Source organism: Stenotrophomonas sp. 2619 (assembly GCF_040548725.1).
Lineage (GTDB): Bacteria > Pseudomonadota > Gammaproteobacteria > Xanthomonadales > Xanthomonadaceae > Stenotrophomonas > Stenotrophomonas maltophilia_AP.
Genome location: NZ_JBEPSF010000025.1, coordinates 1 through 19,544 on the forward strand (window position 1 = coordinate 1; position 19,544 = coordinate 19,544).

Below are 19,544 nucleotides of genomic sequence, written 5' to 3' on the forward strand. Positions count from 1 at the left end.
CAGCGGGGGTTCCCGGGGGGGGGGGGGGGGGCGGGCGCCCCCCCCCCCCCCGGGGCGCCCCCCCCCCCCCCCCGCCACTACCGTGTGCGTGGGTGGTTTCCGTGGAGCCGGCCAGCGGCCGGCCCCGCCGCGTGCGTGGGTGGTTTCCGTGGAGCCGGCCAGCGGCCGGCACTGCCGCGTGCGTGGGAGGTTTCCGTGGAGCCGGCCAGCGGCCGGCACTACCGTGTGCGTGGGTGGTTTCCGTGGAGCCGGCCAGCGGCCGGCACTACCGTGTGCGTGGATGGTTTCCGTGGTGCCGGCCGGCGACCGGCAGCAACGGTTTACGCGGTGCGCGGGGCGAACATGATCACCATCATGCCGGCCAGGCACAGCCCGACCCCGAGCAGGTCCCAGCGGCTGGGACGGATGCCGTCCACCAGCCACAGCCACATCAACGCGGTGCCGATGTAGACCCCGCCGTAGGCCGCATACACGCGCCCACTGGCCGCCGGATGCAGAGTCAGCAGCCAGGCGAACAGGGCCAGACTGGCCGCCGCCGGGAACAGCAGCCAGGCGCTGCCGTCCTTGCGCAGCCACAGCCACGGCAGGTAGCAGCCGACGATTTCGGCCACGGCGGTGAGGATGAACAGCAGCAGCGTTTTCACCGGGTGGCTTCGTCGGCCTTGGCCTGCTGCCAGAGCTGCTCCTGCGCCTCCAGGTCCAGCGCTGCCATTGAATGACCCGCAGCCTCGGCCTGCGCTTCCATTGCCCGGAAGCGGCGCTCGAACTTGTGGTTGGCCTGGCGCAGTGCCGCGCCCACGTCCACCTTGGCGTGGCGGGCCAGGTTGGCGCAGACGAACAGCAGGTCGCCCAGTTCTTCCTGCAGGCGGGCGTGGTTGTCCTCCACCGCGCCGCGCGCGAACTCGGCGGCCACCTCGTCCAGCTCCTCGCGCACCTTGTCGATTACCGGGGCCGGGCCGGGCCAGTCGAATCCAACCCGCGCCGCGCGCGCCTGCAGCTTCATCGCCCGCTGCCACTCCGGCAGGCCACGCGAAATGCCGGCCAGTGCGGAGGTGTCGGCATGGCCCTTGGCGGCGCGCTCGGCACGCTTGATCGCCTCCCAGTTCGTGTTCACGTCCTCGGCACCGTCGACCTGCACCTGCGCGAACACATGCGGGTGGCGGCGCTGCATCTTGTCGCTGATCGAGCGGGCCACCTCGGCGAAGCCGAACGCGCCCTGCTCGCTGGCCATCTGCGCATGGAACACCACCTGCAGCAGCAGATCGCCCAGCTCGTCCTGCAGGTCGACCAGATCACCGCGGTCGATCGCATCGGCAACTTCGTAGGCTTCCTCGATGGTGTACGGGGCGATGCTGGAGAAATCCTGCTGCAGGTCCCAAGGGCAGCCGTCACGCGGGTCGCGCAGCCGCGCCATGATGCCCAGCAGGCGGTCCAGTTCAGCGGTGGCGGTCATCCAGTACTCCTTCGGCAGCGGGTCAGTCCGGCAACCACTCGCGCCATGGCAGGCGGGTGTCGCCGAGGGCGATGAAATCGCCGTTCAACAGGCTTTCGCGGCGGTTGTAGCGGAACGGCTTGCCGGTGGCCGCCGACAGCACCGCGCCCCCGGCCGCGTGCAGCACGCACTGGCCGGCGGCGGTGTCCCATTCGGAGGTCGGGCCAAGCCGTGGGTAGACGTCGAGCGTGCCTTCTGCGATCCGGCAGAACTTGAGCGAAGAGCCCTGCGCGACCACCTCGATATCGCCCATCCGCCCCAGCAGGGCCTCGGTCTGCGCGCTGCGGTGCGAGCGGCTGGCGGCCACTTTCAGCGGCGCCGTGGCCGGTGCGCGTGCGCGCAGCACGGTGTCGTGCATGCCCAGACGGCGGTAAGCCAGCTCCCCGCGCATGGCGTGCCAGGCAATCCCGCTGACCGGGGCCAGCACCACGCCGAAGGCCGGCGCGCCCTGGTAGATGAGTGCGATGTTGACGCTGAATTCGTCGTTGCGCTTGACGAACTCGCGGGTGCCATCCAGCGGGTCCACCAGCCAGTAGGCGCCCCAGTGCTGGCGCACGTCCCACGGCACCTGGGCCGACTCTTCGGACAGGATCGGCAGGTCCGGGGTGAGCTGCTGCAGGCCGCGCTCGATCACCGCGTTGGCGGCCAGGTCGGCGGCGGTGACCGGGCTGTGGTCGGATTTGATCGTCACGTCGAACGGCGTGGCATACACGGCCATGATGGCGGCGGCGGCGTCCTGGGCGATGGCGATGACGGTTTCGCGCAGATCGGTGGTGAGTTTGATCATGCGCCGCGTTCCAGCCACTGCCGGGCGATGAACAACGCCGCCAGTGATCGGCCCTCGGAAAAATCCTCACGCAGCATCAGCTGGTCCAGCTCGGCCAGCTTCCAGGGCACCACTTCCAGTTCCTCGGGCTCGTCGCCGACCAGGCGTTCGGGATACAGGTCGCGTGCCACCACCAGCCACGACTGGTGGCTCATGTAGGTGGGGGCCAGGGTCATCGCCCGCAGCACGTCCAGGCGCCGGGCGCCGTAACCAGCCTCTTCCTTCAACTCACGGTCGGCCGCCTGCTCGGGGCTTTCGCCGGCATCGATGCGGCCCTTGACCAGGCCAAGCTCGTAGCGGTGCATGCCGGCGGCGTATTCACGCACCAGCAGCACCGTCTCATCGTCCAGCATCGGCACCACCACCACCGCGCCATGGCCATGGCTGACCAGCCGCTCGAAGCGGCGGCGCTCGCCATTGGAGAATTCCAGGTCAAGGTGCTGGCGCTGGAACGGCCCGCTCTGCTCGTCCGTGATCTTGTGGATGATGGGCAGGCGACGGCTCATGCGAGCATCTCTAGAATGGGAGCTGGTGAAAACGTCTTCATGAGCCTGAAATGCTAGCAGACCCAGCCCCCTTAACGCTGGCCGATCGGTGGCGGCAACGCGACCTGGCCGTGCTGTGGCATCCGTGCACGCAGATGCGCGAGCACCCCGACACCCTGCCGCTGGTGCCGATCGCGCGTGGCGAAGGCCCGTGGCTGATCGATCACGACGGCAAACGCTACCTGGACGCGGTGAGCAGCTGGTGGACCAATCTGTTCGGCCATGCCCATCCGCGGATCGGGAGCGCCATCGCGCAGCAGGCCACCCAACTGGAACAGGTGATGCTGGCCGGCTTCAGCCATGAGCCGGCCGTCGAGCTGGCCGAGCGCCTGCTGGCGATCGCCCCGCGCCAGGCCGGGCGCGACCCGCTGGCCAAGGTGTTCTATGCCGACAACGGTTCGGCCGGGGTCGAGGTGGCCCTGAAGATGGCCTTCCACTACTTCCGCAACCGCGGCGAACACCACCGCACGCGCTTCGTGGCGCTGGAGAACGGCTACCACGGCGAGACGCTGGGCGCGCTGTCGGTGGGCGACATCCCGCTGTACCGCCGGGTGTATGCGCCGCTGCTGACCGAGGCGCTGTTTGCGCCGTCGCCGGACGCCTACCTGGCCGAGGACGGGCAGACCGCCGCGCAACGTGCGCACCAGGCCGCCGATGCGCTGGCCACCCTGTTCGACCAGCACCCCGGCGAGATCTGCGCGGTGATCCTGGAGCCGCGCCTGCAGTGCGCCGGCGGCATGCGCATGCACGACCCGGTGTACCTGCAGCGTGCGCGCGAACTGTGCGATGCCAACGGCGCGTTCCTGATCGCCGACGAGATTGCCACCGGCTTCGGGCGCACCGGCACGATGTTCGCCTGCGAACAGGCCGGGGTGATGCCCGACCTGCTGTGCCTGTCCAAGGGCCTGACCGGCGGCTTCCTGCCGCTGTCGGCGGTGCTGGCCACCCAGGCGCTGTACGACGCGTTCCTGGACGATTCGCGCGAGCGCGCCTTCCTGCACTCGCACAGCTACACCGGCAATCCGCTGGCCTGCGCCGCGGCCCTGGCCACGCTGGACATCTTCGCCGGCGAGGACGTGATCGCGCGCAACCGCAGCACCGCCGAGGTGATGCGCACGCTGGCCGCCCCGTTCACCGACCACCCGCACGTGGCCGACGTGCGCCAGGCCGGGATGGTGGTGGCCTTCGAACTGACCCGCAACGGCGACAAGCGCACGCCGTTCCCGGCCGAGGCGCGGGTGGGCCTGCACGCCTACACCGCCGCGCTCAAGCGTGGCGTGGTGCTGCGACCGCTGGGCAACGTGCTGTACTGGATGCCGCCGTACTGCGTGGACGACGACCACCTGGACCTGTTGGCCCAGACCACCCTGGCCGCGATCGAGGAGGCTGTTGCATGCGCGTGACCCGGTGCCATGTCGAGAACCCGCTGGCGGTGGGCCAGACCCTGTCGCTGCCCGAAGAGGCGGCCAATCACCTGGTGCGGGTGATGCGCCTGCGCGAGGGCGACGGCTGCGTGCTGTTCAACGGCGACGGCCACGATTACAGCGCCACCCTGGTGGTGGTGGGCAAGCGCGATGCGCAGGTGCGCATCGACGCTGCGCTGGCGGTAGCCAACGAATCGCCGCTGCACATCACCCTGCTGCAGGGCATCGCCCGCGGCGAGAAGATGGACCTGATCCTGCAGAAGGCCACCGAACTGGGGGTCAACGCGATCGTGCCGGTCAACGCCGAGCGGACCGAAGTGAAACTGGATGCGGCGCGCGCGGAAAAGCGGCTTGCGCACTGGAACAGCGTGGTGGTCTCGGCGTGTGGGCAGTCCGGGCGTGCGCGGGTGCCCCGCGTTGCGGCGCCGCAGGCGCTGCTGGACGCCGCACGGCAGGTGCCGGCCGAGGCGCTCAAGCTCACGCTGGACCCACTGGGGGAGCATCGTCTGTCCACCCTGCAGCCGGCACCGGGCGGGGTGGTGATTGCCATTGGGCCGGAGGGCGGCTGGTCGCCCCGGGATCGGCAGGCATTGGCCGAGGCGGGCTTCCAGGGACTGCAACTGGGTCCGCGCATCCTGCGCACCGAAACGGCCGGGTTGGCCGCCATCGCGGCGGTACAGGCGCGGCTGGGCGACCTGGGCTGACCCTCACGTTCCGGTAGGTAGCGACGGTTGGTCGCTACCCCATCCCGGTGGGTGCACGAATAGCCGATGCGCGATGTGCCAGCGCACGTCGAGCCAGCCGGTGGAACAGCCCCCTTGAGTCAAGGGGGCGCGCCGCCAGGCGCGGGGATCTGGAGAAATGTTTGCGGGGGGCCCACGATCTGCGCCGCAGATCGTGGGAGGTTTCGCGAATGCGAACCTACCCCGCGACCGGGTACGCCTCGTCCAGCGCCGCTTCCAGCGCATCCAGGTCGGGCAGCAGCGCGCTCTGCTCGCCCAGCAGCACGCGCATGTGCACGCCCTGCGGCAGGGTTTCCTCGGAGGCGTCGGCCAGCAGGCCGTCACGCGGCACCGAGATCAGCTGCGGGAAGGTCTGGGTGAGCAGCGCGAAATACGGACGCTTCGCATTGCCGCCCAGCGCCTTGAGCACCACCACCTTGTTGTTGCTGGTGACCAGTTCGTCGCCCAGCCCGGACAACCGCGCGAACGACAGCAGCGGCACGTCCCACCCGTGCCAGGCAATCTGGCCGACCAGCCAGGCCGGTGCGTCCGGCACGCCCTGCACGGCCACCTTGGACATCATCTCGGCCACGGTGGCATTGGGCAGCAGCACGCGTTCGTGCCCGGCCTGGATCAATACCCCGCGGATTTCGTCGTTGCTGGCGTAACTCATGGCGTGATTCCTGAAAAGGGTACGGCGCGGCGATTACTCGCTCACACCCCAACGTTCGACGATGCTGTGGGCCAGCTGCGGCGGCTCGCCCGCGTCCATCCCGGCGGCCACCGCGGCGTTGGCCGCGGCAGGGTCGTAGCAGCCTTCGCCGACCTGTGCGCCCACCCAGGCGCCTGCGGCGGCCAGGGCCAGCACGTCGTCGACATGGGCCATGTCGGCGCCACTGAGCAGCACCACGGCGCTATGCGCCGGCGGCAGCGTGGCCACCTGGACGCCCTGTGCGTCGCCCTGGAAGTACAGGCCGCGCTGGCGTTCGGTCAGGCCGACGTCGTCCGGCAGGATGTAGGCGTTGCCGGCCTGGACCGGCTGCCCGGCTTCGGCCAGCAGCACCGGCAACGCCGACACGCGCGCCATCTGCTTGACCAGGTTGCCGTAGCGACCGCCATCCAGGCGCATGTGCACCAGCACCGGCGTGGCCAGCCCCGCCGGCAGCGTGGCCAGCAGGCGACGCAGCGCGTCCGGCCCGCCGATACCGGCCAGTACCAGTACGGCCCCTGCGGCCGCGCCGTCGTTGGGGCGCTCGGCCTCCAGTTCGACCAGCGACAGCCGTTCGATATCGAACGCAGACAGCGGCGGCGGTGCGGCGTCGGCAGTGGCCGAGGCGCTTGCGGGCGCCACGGCGGCGGTGTCGGCGCTGTCGTCCACCAGCGACCAGCTGCTGTGGTCGCCCAGCGGCACGCGGGCGGCGGCCGGTGGCGCCGAGGCCGGCACCGGCGGCGGGCCCGAGGCGGTGGCAGCGGCCGGCGGCGGCTGCAGGGCGGCCAGCGCTTCTTCCAGCGACATCGGTTCGCTCACTGCATCCGGGGCCTGGTACAGGCCATCGGCAGGAACGTCCGCGGCGGCATCGAAGGCCTCGCGGACATGGAAGTCCAGCGGGGCATCGGCATGCAGTTCGGCCGGGGTGGTCGGCATGCCAGGCTCGGGCTGGAGCAGCGTGTCCTGTTCCGAACCCGGCGGCAACACGTCGTGGTGGCCGTGCAGCTTGGCCACCAGGTGCCGTGCCCAGCGCTGCGCTTCCCAGCCTTCACGACGGGCGGCCAGTTCGGCTTCGTCGAAGATCAGGGTCAGCGACGGCGAACCCAGCACCGGGTCCAGGCGCTCCAGCGCGTCCTCGATCGCCGGTTCCAGCGCGATCAGCACCGCCCCCGGCGCCGCGTCGCGCAGCACCTGCACGTCCAGCGTGTTGGGGTCCTCTTCCAGCACCAGGGTGGCGCCGGCCTGGGCCAACGCCTCGCGCAGGCGCTCGCGGGCCTGCCCCGGGCGCGCCAGCAGCGCTACCGACAACAGCAAAGGCAGGTCATTCGCGGACACGGGCGATCCCCAGCAGGTCGTACACGTTTCGCATCAGGTCCAGTTCCTGGTAAGGCTTGCCCAGGTAACGCTGGACGCCGATTTCGAAGGCGCGCTGACGGTGCTTGTCGCCACTGCGCGAGGTGATCATCACGATCGGCACATCCTTGTAGCGCGGATCGGCGCGCATCGCCGTGGCCAGTTCATAGCCATCCATGCGCGGCATTTCGATGTCCAGCAGCATCAGGTCGGGGACCCGTTCCTCCAGCCGCTCGAGCGCTTCCACGCCATCGCGGGCCACCGCCACTTCGAAGTTGTGGCGCTCCAGGATGCGGCCGGTGACCTTGCGCATGGTCAGCGAATCGTCGACCACCATCACCAACGGTGCCTGGCGGTCGCTGACCTGGCTGGTCACGGCGATCGGCTTGTGCGGGTTGGCCTGGAAGCGGCGGACCAGCGGTGCCACGTCGAGGATGACCACCACGCGGCCATCGCCGGTGATGGTGGCGCCGTAGATACCCGGCACCGAGGCGATCTGCAGGCCCACCGGCTTGACCACGATTTCGCGGTTGCCCAGCACCTGGTCGATCGCCACGGCCGCACGCAGTTCACCGGCACGCACCAGCAGCAGCGGCACCTGGGCCTGGCCCTCGGCACGCGCCGGGCCCTGGCCCACCAGCGTCCCCAGGTCGTGCAGGGCGAAGGCTTCGCCACCGTAGTGGTAGTCGCCGTCGATGGTTTCAAAGCGCTCGCGCGAGATCCGGCCGATACCGCTGACCGAGGCCACCGGCACCGCATAGGTGGTTTCGCCGATCTGCACGAACACCGCCTGGGTGACCGCCAGCGTCTGCGGCAGGCGCAGGGTGAAGGTGACGCCCTGGCCACGCACCGAGTGGATATCCACCGAGCCGCCCAGCTGTCGCACTTCGTTGTGCACCACGTCCATGCCCACGCCACGGCCGGCCAGCTGGCTGACCTGGTCGGCGGTGCTGAACCCGGGCGAGAAGATCATCGCGTCCAGTTCGGCGTCGCCGAGCACGGCATCGGCCTGCACCAGGCCACGCTGTTCGGCGCGGCGACGGATCGCCTCGCGGTCCAGCCCGGCGCCGTCGTCGGCCACTTCCAGCACGATTTCCGAGCCTTCGCGGCGCAGACGGATGGCAATTTCGCCTTCCTCGGGCTTGCCGGCAGCGCGGCGCTGTTCCGGGGTTTCCAGCCCGTGGGCAACCGAGTTGCGCAGCATGTGTTCCAGCGGCGCGACCATGCGGTCCAGGACGTTGCGGTCCAGTTCGCCGTGGGTGCCTTCCAGGATCACGTGGACCTGCTTGCCGGTGTCCTGGCCAGCCTGGCGGACCACCCGACGCAGGCGCGGCACCAGACCATCGAAGGGCACCATGCGCGCACGCATCAGGCCGTCCTGCAGTTCCGAGCTGACCCGCGACTGCTGTTGCAGCAGCACGTCGTACTGGCGCGACAGGTCGTCCAGCACGCCCTGCAGGCCGCCCAAGTCGGCGGCAGACTCGTTCAGCGCACGGCTGAGCTGCTGCAGCGTGGAGAAGCGGTCCAGTTCCAGCGGGTCGAACTTGTGGTCGGCCTGGTCCTGCTCGCGCTGGTAGCGGGCAACGATCTGCGCTTCGGTTTCCAGGTCCAGACGGCGCAACTGGTCGCGCAGACGCGCGTTGGTGCGGTCCAGTTCGCCCATGGCGCCACGGAAGGCGCCCAGCTGCTGTTCCAGGCGCGAGCGGTAGATCGCCACTTCACCGGCGTGGTTGACCAGGCGGTCGAGCAGATCGGCGCGCACGCGCACCTGTTCCTGCTGCGGACGGGCCAGGGCATCGTCGTCGCTGCTGGTTTCCAGCGGCACCGGTGCCGAGAGCGGCGCCGCGGCGACGGCGGTATCGACCTCGACCGGTGCGCTGTCCTGCACGGTGTCGGCAGGGGTGTCCACGGCCACGTCCACCCGGCCCAGCGTGCGCTGTTCGAAGGCATGGATCAGGTCGTCGGGCATCGCCACGCTGCGGTGCTGACCGGTACGGGTCAGCAGCTGGTGCAGGCGATCGAAGCCACGTTCAAGCAGGTGAACGTCGCTGCGGTCGATGTCGGTGCGGTTGGCCGCCACGGCTTCCAGCAGCGATTCGATGCCATGGCCCAGGTCGCCAATCGGGTTGATCCCGGCCATGCGTGCGCCACCCTTGAGGGTGTGCAGGTCACGCTGCAGGCCGGCGATGACGTCGCGGTCGTTCGGCGCGGCGCGCAGTTCGCTGATCAGGCCATCGCAATGGTCGAGCAGGTCCTTGCCTTCTTCCACGAAGATATCGACCAGCTCCTGGTCGAGCACGCTGAAGTCCAGCGCGTCGGCGCTGTCTTCTTCGTCATCGGCCTCGGTGTCGAGCGCGGTGTCGTCGGCACCGGTTGCCTCGGCCGGGGCGGCCGGTTCTTCATGCGTGGAGAGCGCGACGACCGATGCGCCAGCGGCGGCCAACGGCGCATCTTCGAGTTCGAAGAACGGCGTCGGCGCAGCGGTTTCGGGTGCGGTTTCGGTCTCGACCGCATCCTCGGCGAAGGCGTCGGCCTCCTCGGGCTGTTCCTGTGCGTCGTGGGTGGAATCCAGGCCCAGCACGCTGTCGGCCGCGTCGTCGGCCTGCGGCGCGTCGATCACGGTCAGACCGTCATCCAGGGCCTGCTGCTCGTCAACCGGCTCGCCGAACGCCGGCGTCGGCGGCAGGGCTTCGTCCAGTGCGTCGCGCGTGTCCTGATCGTCGGCTCCCGGGTCCTGTTCCGATACGGCCGGTTCCGATACGGCCGGTGCTGCGTCGTCGGCTGCGTCGAGCGGCGCGTCCAGCGCGGTGGTGGTATCTGCTTCGGCGGTCGTTTCGGCTTCGACGTCGGCGTCCACTTCGACGTCGGCCACGGCGTCGGACGCTTCGACGGTAGCAACCGCCGGCTCGTCATCGAGGACCGCGTGATCGATCATGGTGTCGTCCGCAGCGGCGCCCGTGGCAGCAGCCACGTCGTTCGCCTCGGCCACCGGCGTCACCTCGGCGTCGAAGAAGCGCGACAGGTCGTCGGCGCCGGTCAGTTCGACCGCCTCCAGACCGTCGTGCGCGCCCTGCCCGTCCGCGGCGGCGTCGTGCTGTTCCGCGTCGAATGCGGCGACGTCGGCGACGCCCGGGGCGGCACTGCCTGCGTCAGGCTGTGCGTGGTCCAGCGTGGTCGCGTTGCCCACGGGCGCGGCATTCACCGGAAGATCGGCGTCGAAATACGCCGACAGGTCATCGCTGCCGGTCAGTTCGTCCACCACCAGCGCATCGGCGTCCAGCGCGTCACCGGTCTCCACTTCAACCGCTGCGGTTTCACCGGCGACCGGCTCGACCACGGTCAGGCCGTCGGCGTCGATCTCGGCCAGCTGCAGGTCGGTATCGGCACTGTCGTCCAGGCCGGCGTAAGCGCCCTGCGCGTCTGCCTGCGGCAGCGTGGCCAGGGCGTCATCGTCGTTGGCGGCGACGTCGTCACCGGCCACCGGCACGGTTGCATCGTGGGATGCGACAGCGTCCAGTTCCACGGCCTGGGTCTCGACAGCGGCCGGGTCGACGGCATCGCCGTCCAGCGCATCCTGCGCGAAGGCCAGATCGTCTTCTTCATCGTCAGCCACCAGCGCCGGCCAGCGCGCTTCGGGCAGCGTGTCGGCCAGGGCCTGCAGGCGGGCAGCAAGCGCGGCCTGCACCGGAATACGCGGTGCGTCGGCCTGCAGGGCCGTCATGGTCGCGGTGATCGCCTCGGCGGTGGCCGACAGCGCGTCCACGCCATCGGCGTCCGGGGTGGTATCGGCGGCCAGCGAGCGCTTGATGAAGCTCTCGGCGCCCCCGGTGACGGCGGTGATCTCGGGCACGTCGGTCATCGCGAACGCACCGTTCATGGTGTGCACCGCGCGCAGCAGGCTGTCGGTGACCGGCTGCGGGGCCACGCTGGCCTCGCGCAGCCAGGCCTGCAACGTGGCCTGATGGGTATCCACCTCGGCTTCGAGGATTTCGCGCAGCACTTCGTCGATGTTGGCCGGCGTACCGCTGGCCTCGACGGCGTCGCTGGCGTCGACGGCTTCGACGACGTCGACCACCTCCACCGGGGCGGCCACGACCGGCGCGGCCCGCTGCAGCGGCACATGGAAGGTTTCTTCGCCGGCCGCCACGCGATCGGCAATGGCCTGCATGGCCTGCAGGTCGGCCGTCACGCGGCCCTGGCCGCGCAGCGCGGCGTTGAGCTGCGGCAGCACCTCATACGCCTGGGTGACCATGGCCACCACGGCCGGGGTGGCCGGCCGGGTACCGTCGAGCACGCGGTTGAGCATGCCTTCGATTTTCCAGCTGAACTCGCCCAGGGTGCGCGCGCCCACCAAGCGGCCGCTGCCCTTCAGCGTGTGGAACACGCGACGGATCGGACGCAGGCGGTCCAGGTTGTCCGGCGCGGCGCGCCAGACCGGCAGCAGGTTGCCAAGGTTGACCAGTTCCTCGTCGAACTCTTCGATGAAGACTTCGCGGATGTCCTGGTCGATGTTCTCGCCATCGTCTTCGAAGCCGGCGTCGATGCTGTCGGTCTCACTGACCGCATTGGCCGGCGATACCGCGGCCAGCGCATCGGGGGTGATCGCAGGCGCGGTGCTGAACTGCGCCGCGGCCGCATCCAGCTCGGCCAGGAAGCGCGCGGACTCGTCGTCCAGCTCGATCTTGCCGATCACGGCGGCATGCACGCCGGTGCTGCTGTGGGTCACGACCGGGGTCGGATCCTGCGCAGCACCGTCGTCAACGCGGCCATGTTCGTCGGCGTCGATCGGCGCTGCCGCATCGGCGGATGCGTCTGTGGCGACGTAGTCGTCTGCGACCAGGGTCGGTTCGATAGCGTCAACCGATTCGGCAATGATCGTGTCGATGTGCTCAGCGGCATCGACATCCTGCGCGGCTGCGTCCGCATCGGCAGGGGTGTCGGTCGCCTGCAGGAACGACGGCAACGTGGTCACGTCCAGGTCGGGCGCGGCGTCAGCCACCGGCGCCACGGCGGGCGCGACGGTATCGTCGATCTGCAGCGACAGCACGTCACCGGCATTGTGCAGCGGCGCATCGAAGGTGAATTCGATGGGGTCGTCGCTGAACTCCAGGGCGTCGTGCTCGGCGGCAACGGGGTCGAACCCACCGCTGAAGGAGACCGCGTCCTGCGCGTGCGTGTCGTCCTGTGGGTGCACCGCGTCGGTGGCGTCCAGCGTATCCAGGGCGACATGCATCGGCGGCAGCGCGTCCCAGCGCACCGCGGGGCTGTCCTCGGCGATCACCGGGTCGAAACGGGCGAAGCTGGGCTCGGCGTGTTCGGTGGTGGCGTCGGCCTCGGCGGACAGGGTCCACTGCGGGGCCTCCGGCGCGGGCGCGGTCGATGCGTCGAACACCAGCGACGGGGCGGCTGCCGCTGCGCTGGCCAGGGCGGCGTCAGGCAGCGGGTCGAAGGTGAAGTCCGGGAACGATGGCGGCACGCTGCCCGGCGGCGGTGCGCTCGGGGTGACGGGCACGGCGATCGGCTCGACCGACGGCGCATCCCACTGCGTCAACTCGATCGGCTCGGCAGCCACCGGCAGGGCCTCGGCGGTGGTGTCCGGCTGGGCCGCATTGGCGTCCGGCAACGGCCAGTAACGCAGGGTTTCCAGGCTGGTGCGGGTGATGTCGAGGATTTCCTCGCGGCCCGGGCGTCGCTCGCGCAGGGCTTCGAGGTAGTACTCCAGGCTGGCCATGGCATCGGCCAGGGTATCCAGCTGGCGCCCGCTCGGCACGCGCTGGCGGCCGATCAGTTCCACCGTGATGTACTGGCGCACACCCTGCAGGTAATCGGCCGGGGTGGCCAGGTCGAGCATGCGCAACGCACCGGACACCTCGCCCAGCAGGCGCGGCACTTCCTGCAGCTGCTGGTGGTTCCAGTTGGTTTCGATGAAGGCGACGAAGTGCTCGCGGGCGGCGGCGAAATTGGCGATGGCTTCATGCGCCAGCACCTCCACCGTGCGCCGGTTCTCCACTGCGCTCGGATCGTCCTCGCCACTGCCGCCGGCGCCCAGATGGGCGACCTGGTCGTCCAGCGAAGCGTCCACGTACAGCAGCGCACCGGCGATATCCAGCAGCAGGCTTTCGTCGATCTGCTGTTCGCCCTGGACGACGCCGCGCAGCGCATCGCGCTGTTGCACGACCACGCCGCGGGCCACGCCCAGGCCCATCATGCCCAGGGTATCGGCCACCGCGCCCAGCTCATTGACCTGGGTCTGCAGCTGCACCGGATCGCCGCCGGTGCGCAGGTGCAGGTCCAAGGCGTCCTTGATGCGCAGCAGCTCTTCCTTGACCGCATTGCCCACGGTATCGAGCAGCTCGCGGTTGCGGCCGCTCAGGCTGCCGCGGGCGTGGTCGAGCTCGGCCTCGGTGGCGGTGACGCTGTCCGGCGCGAACGCGAACAGCACGCTTTCGTTGATGCCCGGTGCGGCGCGTGCCGAACGGATGTCGTTGAGCAGCGGCAGCAGCACGATCGGAATGTCGCGGTGACCGTTCTGCAGGCGCTCCAGGTAGTCGGGCAGCAGCACGCTGCCGCGCATCAGGGTGGCGCAGGCTTCGTCACGGTCGGGCACCTCGCCGGCGCCGATGGCGTTGGCCAGCTGCTCCAGTTCTTCGGCCACCATCGCCGGGGCATACAACTCCACCATGCGCAGGGTGCCCTGCACCTGGTGCAGGTAGCCGGCGCAGAAGCGCATGCGGCCGGCATCGGAGGGGTCTTCGGCGTAGTACTCCACCTCGTTGCGCACCTGGCGCAGGGTTTCGTCCAGTTCCGGCTTGACCCAGCCCAGGGCGGCGTGGCTCATGGCATCGCGCAGCGTGCTCATGCCAGGTCTCCCGGCAGGGGCGCGCGCGTGTCGTGCTGTGGATTATCGCGATGCATCATCTGCTGATTCCTTCCCTCTCCGCCCTGCCCGCGGCTCACGCCGGCAGCTTGAAGTCGGCAACCGAGCGGCGCAGGTCGGCCGCCAGCTGTGCCAAATGACCGATCGACTCGGCGGTCTGTCCCGCACCCTGCGAGGTCTGGCCGGTAATCTGCCGGATCACGCCCATGGTGCGGGTGATGTCCGAGGCGGCCGACGACTGCTGCTGGGCGGCGATCGAGATGTTCTTGATGAGGTTGTTGAGCGCGTTGGACACGCGTTCGATTTCAGTCAGTGCGGTACCGGCGTCTTCGGCCAGGCGTGCACCGGACACCACTTCGGCGGTGGTCTGCTCCATCGAGCTGACCGCTTCGTTGGTATCGGCCTGAATGGCCTGGACCAGGCCTTCGATGCGTCGGGTCGCACCGGAGGTGCGTTCTGCCAGGCGCTGCACTTCGTCGGCCACCACGGCGAAACCACGGCCGGCCTCACCGGCCGAGGCCGCCTGCACCGCGGCGTTCAACGCCAGGATGTTGGTCTGCTCGGAAATGTCGTTGATCAGTTCCACGATCGAGCCGATCTCCTGCGAGGACTCGCCCAGGCGCTTGATGCGCTTGGAGGTTTCCTGGATCTGGTCGCGGATCTGGTCCATGCCCTGGATGGTCTCGCGGACCACGCCGGCGCCTTCGGCGGCGATCACCACCGAGCGCTGTGCCACGTCGGCCGACTCGGCCGAGTTGCGCGACACCTGTTCGATGCTCGAGGCGATTTCGCCGATGCGGTCCGAGGCCGAGGTGATCTGGTTGGCCTGGTGGCCCGCCGCTTCGGCCAGCTGCATGGCCGTGGCCTGGGTTTCCTGGGTGGACAGCGCGACCTTGGCCGAGGTGTCGTTGATGGTGGTCACCAGGTGGCGCAGTTCGTCCACGGCGTAGTTGATGGCGTCTGCGATCGCGCCGGTCATGTCCTCGGTCACCGAGGCCTTCACCGTCAGGTCGCCTTCACCCAGCGAGCTGATTTCGTCCAGCAGCCGCATGATGGCCTGCTGGTTGCGGCTGTTGAATTCCACCTGGGTCTGGTAACGCAGGTCCTGCTCGCGCGAACGGCTGCGCACGGTGCTGCTGACGAAGCCGATGATGGCGATCAGCGACAGCGCACCGGAAATCACGCCCAGCCAGAAGTTCGGGAACAGGCGCGTGTCGCGCACCGAACCGAACGAGGAGAACGCTTCAAACAGCTTCTTGCTGTCGTCCAGCATGCGGGTGGCACCACCGGTCAGCGCGGCCGCCGAGGACTGCGCCGAGAACAGCTGGCGCGAGCTGGCCAGGATCGCGTCGGCGTCCTTCTTCATGGTGTCCCACTGCTTCTGGGACTGCTCCAGCGCCGCCAGCGCGCCGGCATTGCGCACCGGGGTGATGCCCAGTTCTTCGTTGCCGTTGCGCAGGGCGTCCAGCACCTGGGTGAACACCACCGAGTCGCGGGCGAGCGCGTCGCCCGCGGCGGCGGCATTGGCACCACCGGCGCGCATTTCGGTGACCCGGCGGGCCATCGAGCCCACCACCACCACCTGCTGCAGCGCGTTGTACACCTGCGAGGCCGGGGCACCGCCGGCGGACATCGCACGCACCACCTCGTTCAGCTGTGCCTGCAGTGCCGGCACGCCGTTGACGAAGTTGTTGGCGTTGCCGGCCAGGGCCAGCACTGCCGGCTCACTGGCCACCAGCTGGGCTGCGCTCTTGCCGAGCGGCTCCCAGGTCTGGCTGAGCTGGGTGAGCGGGCCGGACACGTTCGCTTCGGAGCCGTAGCGGCCCTGCAGGCTGCTCACCGTGCTCTCGATGCGGGTCTTGGTGTCCTTGAACGCGGTGAACGCCTGGGCGTTGCCCGAGACCGCTTCACGGCCCTGGTTGGCCAGCTGCTGGGACAACACCTGCAGATCGGCCGCGCCGGTACTGGCGCCGGCCAGGCGACTGCCCTGCCAGGTGGCGACGCCGGTGTTGACGCCGAACACGATCATCGACAGGGCCAGCAGGCCGAGCCAGAAATTGGTTCCCACCGACCCGAGCTTGCCGGCCTTGGCGGATTCCGAAGTAGTACTCATCGTTCAACCTCGATCATCAAATACGGTGAGACAGGCGGCAGCGATCAGGCCGCGGCCTGCCTGAATTCGGGAGTGCGCGACAGCAGCGACAGCGAGAACACGCCCCAATCGTGGCCATCGCCGTGGAAGGCACGGTCGATGAAGTGGGCATAGCGGCCGCTGGCGAGGTCGCCGATGGCGATGTCCTGGCCCTGGTCGAAGCTGCGCTGGCCGAACAGTTCATCGATGGTGAGCGCGACGTCGCCGCCGGCCTGGCGCATGATCAACACGCGCTGGCCTTCCTGGTGCACGGTGCGCTCGCCTTCCAGGAAATACTTCAGGTCCACCACCGGGAACAGGTTGCCGCGCAGGTTGCCCACGCCCAGCAGCCACGGCTGCGCGCCGGGCACCGGGGTGATCGGCGGCATCGGCACGATTTCAACCACTTCGCGGAAATCCGACACCAGGTGGCGCTTGCCCACGCGGTAACCGACGCCACGCCACAGGTCCTGCGCGAACTGACGCTCGGGCAGCTGCACGGCATGGGCCAGGCTGCGCCGTTCGTAGGCTTCGAGGATGTCGAAAGGAGAACGCATCAGACCACCAACTGGTTGATCCGCGCGATCAGTTCCTCCTCGCGCGGCGGCTTGACGATGTAGTCGGCCGCCCCCTGGCGCAGCCCCCACGCCTTGTCGGTCTCCATCGCCTTGGTGCTGACGATGACGACCGGAATATGTTTGATGGCCGCGTCACGCGCCATCGCACGGGTGGCCTGAAAGCCACTCATGCCCGGCAGGACCACGTCCATCAGCACCAGCTGCGGCGCATGCTCGCGCACGAGCACCAGCCCGTCCTCGGCGTTGTCCGCTTCCAGTACTTCGTGCCCGGCCTTGGTCAACCACTGCGTGAACACCGCGCGGTCGGTCGGTGAATCCTCGATCAGAACGATTCGAGCCATTGTGCCTTTCCCCCTGGTCAGGCGTTGACGTATGTGCGGATGGCACCCAGCAGTTCTTCACGCGTGAATGGCTTGGTCAGGTACTGCTCCGAGCCGACGATGCGCCCGCGCGCCTTGTCGAACAGGCCGTCCTTGGAGGACAGCATGATCACCGGGGTCGACTTGAACAGCTGGTTGCCCTTGATCAGCGCACAGGTCTGATAGCCATCCAGCCGCGGCATCATGATGTCCACGAAGATGATCTGCGGCTGTTGGTCGGCGATCTTGGCCAACGCCTCGAAACCATCGGTCGCGGTCACCACCTCGCAGCCTTCGCGCTTGAGCAGTGTTTCGGCGGTCCTGCGAATGGTCTTTGAATCGTCGATGACCATGACCCTAAGCCCTGCGAGTTCCCCACCCGCAGCCATGTTTTCAGTCATTACCTTTCCCCGGGCGCGCGACGCTTCTGCTTGGTCCGGCGTCGCTGCGAAAGCGTATCTATATCGCACTTCCCGCGCAGGCTACAAGCGCGGCCACTTCAGCCAAGCCGCAGACGGGTCGGACCGGGCCGGATCGGCCGGTTTTGCGCAAACCCGGGCCCCGGCGGACGCAGCGTTGCACCCCGCCGGGCAGGCAACCGGCCCCGGTTGCGGCTACCATCATCGCCCTGCCCGCCAGGTTGCGACCATGCCGTTGAATGTCATCGTGGTGATGGACCCCATCGCCCATATCAAGATTGCCAAGGACACCACCTTCGCGATGCTGCTGGAAGCCCAGCGCCGCGGTCACGCCCTGCACTACGTCAGCCCGGGCGGGCTGGCCCTGCGCGACGGCCAGGCGGTGGCCCGCACCGCGCCGCTGCAGGTGCGCGAGGACAAGGCCGACTGGTTCACCCTGGGCGAATTCAGCCAGACCGTGTTCGGCCCCGGCCAGGTCGTGCTGATGCGCAAGGACCCGCCGGTGGATGCCGAATTCATCTACGACACCCATGTGCTCAGCGTGGCCCAGCAGGCCGGCGCGCTGGTGGTCAACGACCCCCAGGGGCTGCGCGATTTCAACGAGAAGCTGGCCGCGCTGCTGTTCCCGCAGTGCTGCCCGCCGACCCTGGTCAGCCGCCGCAACGCCGACCTGAAGGCCTTCGTGCTCGAACATGGCCAGGCCGTGCTCAAGCCGCTGGACGGCATGGGCGGGCGCTCGATCTTCCGCAGCGGCACCGGCGACCCCAACCTCAACGTGATCCTGGAAACCCTGACCGACGGCGAGCGCACGCTGGCCCTGGCGCAGAAGTTCATCCCGGACATCACCGCCGGCGACAAGCGCATCCTGCTGGTCGACGGCGAGCCGGTGGACTACTGCCTGGCGCGGATCCCGCAGGGCGACGAATTCCGCGGCAACCTGGCCGCCGGTGGCCGCGGTGAAGGCCGCCCGCTGAGCGACCGCGACCGCTGGATCGCTGCCCAGGTCGGGCCGGAGATGAAGCGCCGCGGCATGCGCTTTGTCGGCCTGGACGTGATCGGCGATTACCTGACCGAAGTGAACGTCACCAGCCCCACCTGCGTGCGCGAGCTGGATGCCCAGTTCGGGCTGAACATCGCCGGCACCCTGTTCGACGCGATCGAGGCCGGCCTGCCGCGATGAGTGCGACGGCCGCACCGCTGCTGCCGCTGCAGGCGCGCGAATCGCAGCGCCTGGGCGCGACCCTGGCGCTGTCGCTGCTGGTGCATGCGCTGTTGATCCTGGGGGTGGGCTTTGCGGTGAGCGACAAGGCCGCGCTGGTGCCCACCCTGGAGGTGATCTTCAGCCAGACCCAGACCGCGCTGACGCCCAAACAGGCCGATTTCCTGGCCCAGGCCAACCAGCAGGGCGGCGGCGACCACGACAAGGCCCAGCGCCCGCGCGACAACCAGGCCGGCATTGTGCCGCAGCCGCAGGCCGGGCTGTCGCCGGTGCCGCAGCAGCGCCAGGATGCGGCCAGCCCGCCGCCCCCGCAGGCGCGGGTGGTGTCCAGCCGCAACAGCACCGAGCAGGTGGCCAGCGCGCAGCCGCAGCCAGTGCCCGAGCACCCGCAGCCGGAGGCCCCGCTGAATGCGCGCGAGCAACGCGACGCGGAAATGGCCCGGTTGGCCGCCGAGGTGCACCTGCGCTCGGCGCAGTACGCCAAGCGCCCGAACCGCAAGTTCGTGTCGGCCAGCACCAAGGAATACGCCTACGCCAACTACCTGCGGGCGTGGGTGGACCGCGCCGAACGCGTGGGCAACCTCAATTACCCCGACGAAGCCCGCCAGCGCCGCCTCGGCGGCCAGGTGGTGATCACCGTGGGCGTGCGCCGCGACGGCAGCGTGGAAAGCGCACGGATCCTGCGCAGCAGCGGCACCCCGTTGCTGGATGAAGCCGCCCTGCGCGTGGTGCGCCTGGCGCAGCCCTTCCCGCCGCTGCCCAAGACCGAGGACGGTGTGGAGATCCTGCAGGTGACGCGGACGTGGGCGTTCCTGCCCGGCGGTACGTTGCGCGACGACCGGTGAGGTGGCGATAGCCGACCGATGGTTGGGTCCACCCGGTGGTGCGCA

Annotated in this window: 15 protein-coding genes; 4 read left to right on the forward strand and 11 right to left on the reverse strand. The window is 69.3% G+C overall.

Annotated elements, in window-relative coordinates:
• Nucleotides 1-320: 320 nt before the first annotated feature.
• From ABIA71_RS19750 to nudE, 4 genes are read right to left on the reverse strand one after another with little or no spacing between them, the layout of a single operon-like run.
• Complete coding sequence (locus ABIA71_RS19750) at nt 321-644, reverse strand: YnfA family protein (RefSeq protein ID WP_354287556.1); 324 nt, start codon at nt 642-644, stop codon at nt 321-323.
• Complete coding sequence (gene mazG / locus ABIA71_RS19755; RefSeq protein WP_354287558.1) at nt 641-1,453, reverse strand: nucleoside triphosphate pyrophosphohydrolase; 813 nt, start codon at nt 1,451-1,453, stop codon at nt 641-643. Before mazG ends, ABIA71_RS19750 begins: the two co-directional genes overlap by 4 nt.
• A gap of 22 nt (nt 1,454-1,475) precedes the next feature.
• Nucleotides 1,476-2,279, reverse strand: a complete 804-nt coding sequence (gene cysQ / locus ABIA71_RS19760; RefSeq protein ID WP_354287560.1) for a 3'(2'),5'-bisphosphate nucleotidase CysQ — start codon at nt 2,277-2,279, stop codon at nt 1,476-1,478.
• A complete protein-coding gene (nudE, locus tag ABIA71_RS19765; protein WP_128097892.1) occupies nt 2,276-2,824 on the reverse strand; it encodes an ADP compounds hydrolase NudE in 549 nt (182 codons plus the stop codon). The genes cysQ and nudE overlap by 4 nt, the downstream gene beginning before the upstream one ends.
• Nucleotides 2,825-2,874: 50 nt before the next feature.
• Between nudE and bioA the strand changes: the two genes are divergently transcribed.
• Both bioA and ABIA71_RS19775 read left to right on the forward strand, forming a co-directional pair.
• A complete protein-coding gene (gene bioA, locus ABIA71_RS19770; protein ID WP_354287562.1) occupies nt 2,875-4,266 on the forward strand; it encodes an adenosylmethionine--8-amino-7-oxononanoate transaminase in 1,392 nt (463 codons plus the stop codon).
• Complete coding sequence (locus ABIA71_RS19775) at nt 4,257-4,991, forward strand: 16S rRNA (uracil(1498)-N(3))-methyltransferase (RefSeq protein WP_354287564.1); 735 nt, start codon at nt 4,257-4,259, stop codon at nt 4,989-4,991. The genes bioA and ABIA71_RS19775 overlap by 10 nt, the downstream gene beginning before the upstream one ends.
• A 217-nt stretch (nt 4,992-5,208) precedes the next feature.
• On the opposite strand, the gene ABIA71_RS19780 is transcribed toward ABIA71_RS19775, so the two are convergent.
• The 7 genes from ABIA71_RS19780 to pilG form a co-directional block, all read right to left on the reverse strand.
• On the reverse strand, nt 5,209-5,682 hold the full coding sequence (locus tag ABIA71_RS19780) for a chemotaxis protein CheW (protein WP_038686792.1): 474 nt from the start codon (nt 5,680-5,682) through the stop codon (nt 5,209-5,211).
• Nucleotides 5,683-5,715: 33 nt separating this feature from the next.
• Nucleotides 5,716-7,053, reverse strand: a complete 1,338-nt coding sequence (locus ABIA71_RS19785; RefSeq protein ID WP_354287566.1) for a chemotaxis protein CheB — start codon at nt 7,051-7,053, stop codon at nt 5,716-5,718.
• Nucleotides 7,040-13,930, reverse strand: a complete 6,891-nt coding sequence (locus ABIA71_RS19790; RefSeq protein WP_354287568.1) for an Hpt domain-containing protein — start codon at nt 13,928-13,930, stop codon at nt 7,040-7,042. The genes ABIA71_RS19785 and ABIA71_RS19790 overlap by 14 nt, the downstream gene beginning before the upstream one ends.
• A 94-nt stretch (nt 13,931-14,024) precedes the next feature.
• Nucleotides 14,025-16,061, reverse strand: coding sequence for a methyl-accepting chemotaxis protein (locus tag ABIA71_RS19795; RefSeq protein ID WP_038686787.1), 2,037 nt, complete (start codon nt 16,059-16,061; stop codon nt 14,025-14,027).
• A gap of 44 nt (nt 16,062-16,105) precedes the next feature.
• Complete coding sequence (locus tag ABIA71_RS19800; RefSeq protein ID WP_038686785.1) at nt 16,106-16,636, reverse strand: chemotaxis protein CheW; 531 nt, start codon at nt 16,634-16,636, stop codon at nt 16,106-16,108.
• A complete protein-coding gene (locus ABIA71_RS19805; RefSeq protein ID WP_038686783.1) occupies nt 16,636-16,998 on the reverse strand; it encodes a response regulator transcription factor in 363 nt (120 codons plus the stop codon). Before ABIA71_RS19805 ends, ABIA71_RS19800 begins: the two co-directional genes overlap by 1 nt.
• 17 nt (nt 16,999-17,015) lie before the next feature.
• Nucleotides 17,016-17,417, reverse strand: coding sequence for a twitching motility response regulator PilG (pilG, locus tag ABIA71_RS19810; protein WP_017356958.1), 402 nt, complete (start codon nt 17,415-17,417; stop codon nt 17,016-17,018).
• 247 nt (nt 17,418-17,664) lie between these two features.
• Between pilG and gshB the strand changes: the two genes are divergently transcribed.
• Both gshB and ABIA71_RS19820 read left to right on the forward strand, forming a co-directional pair.
• Nucleotides 17,665-18,615: a glutathione synthase gene (gene gshB / locus ABIA71_RS19815; RefSeq protein WP_128097898.1), complete on the forward strand. Its 951-nt coding sequence runs from the start codon at nt 17,665-17,667 to the stop codon at nt 18,613-18,615.
• Complete coding sequence (locus ABIA71_RS19820; protein ID WP_354287571.1) at nt 18,612-19,499, forward strand: energy transducer TonB family protein; 888 nt, start codon at nt 18,612-18,614, stop codon at nt 19,497-19,499. Before gshB ends, ABIA71_RS19820 begins: the two co-directional genes overlap by 4 nt.
• The last annotated feature ends 45 nt before the right edge of the window (nt 19,500-19,544 follow it).

Bases quoted from the DNA above. Each gene is read 5' to 3' on its own strand.
- mazG (WP_354287558.1), bottom strand. From the start codon at position 1,453: ATGACCGCCACCGCTGAACTGGACCGCCTGCTGGGCATCATGGCGCGG.
- cysQ (WP_354287560.1), bottom strand. From the start codon at position 2,279: ATGATCAAACTCACCACCGATCTGCGCGAAACCGTCATCGCCATCGCC.
- nudE (WP_128097892.1), bottom strand. From the start codon at position 2,824: ATGAGCCGTCGCCTGCCCATCATCCACAAGATCACGGACGAGCAGAGC.
- bioA (WP_354287562.1), top strand. From the start codon at position 2,875: ATGCTAGCAGACCCAGCCCCCTTAACGCTGGCCGATCGGTGGCGGCAA.
- ABIA71_RS19775 (WP_354287564.1), top strand. From the start codon at position 4,257: ATGCGCGTGACCCGGTGCCATGTCGAGAACCCGCTGGCGGTGGGCCAG.
- ABIA71_RS19780 (WP_038686792.1), bottom strand. From the start codon at position 5,682: ATGAGTTACGCCAGCAACGACGAAATCCGCGGGGTATTGATCCAGGCC.
- ABIA71_RS19790 (WP_354287568.1), bottom strand. From the start codon at position 13,930: ATGAGCACGCTGCGCGATGCCATGAGCCACGCCGCCCTGGGCTGGGTC.
- ABIA71_RS19795 (WP_038686787.1), bottom strand. From the start codon at position 16,061: ATGAGTACTACTTCGGAATCCGCCAAGGCCGGCAAGCTCGGGTCGGTG.
- ABIA71_RS19800 (WP_038686785.1), bottom strand. From the start codon at position 16,636: ATGCGTTCTCCTTTCGACATCCTCGAAGCCTACGAACGGCGCAGCCTG.
- ABIA71_RS19805 (WP_038686783.1), bottom strand. From the start codon at position 16,998: ATGGCTCGAATCGTTCTGATCGAGGATTCACCGACCGACCGCGCGGTG.
- pilG (WP_017356958.1), bottom strand. From the start codon at position 17,417: ATGACTGAAAACATGGCTGCGGGTGGGGAACTCGCAGGGCTTAGGGTC.
- gshB (WP_128097898.1), top strand. From the start codon at position 17,665: ATGCCGTTGAATGTCATCGTGGTGATGGACCCCATCGCCCATATCAAG.
- ABIA71_RS19820 (WP_354287571.1), top strand. From the start codon at position 18,612: ATGAGTGCGACGGCCGCACCGCTGCTGCCGCTGCAGGCGCGCGAATCG.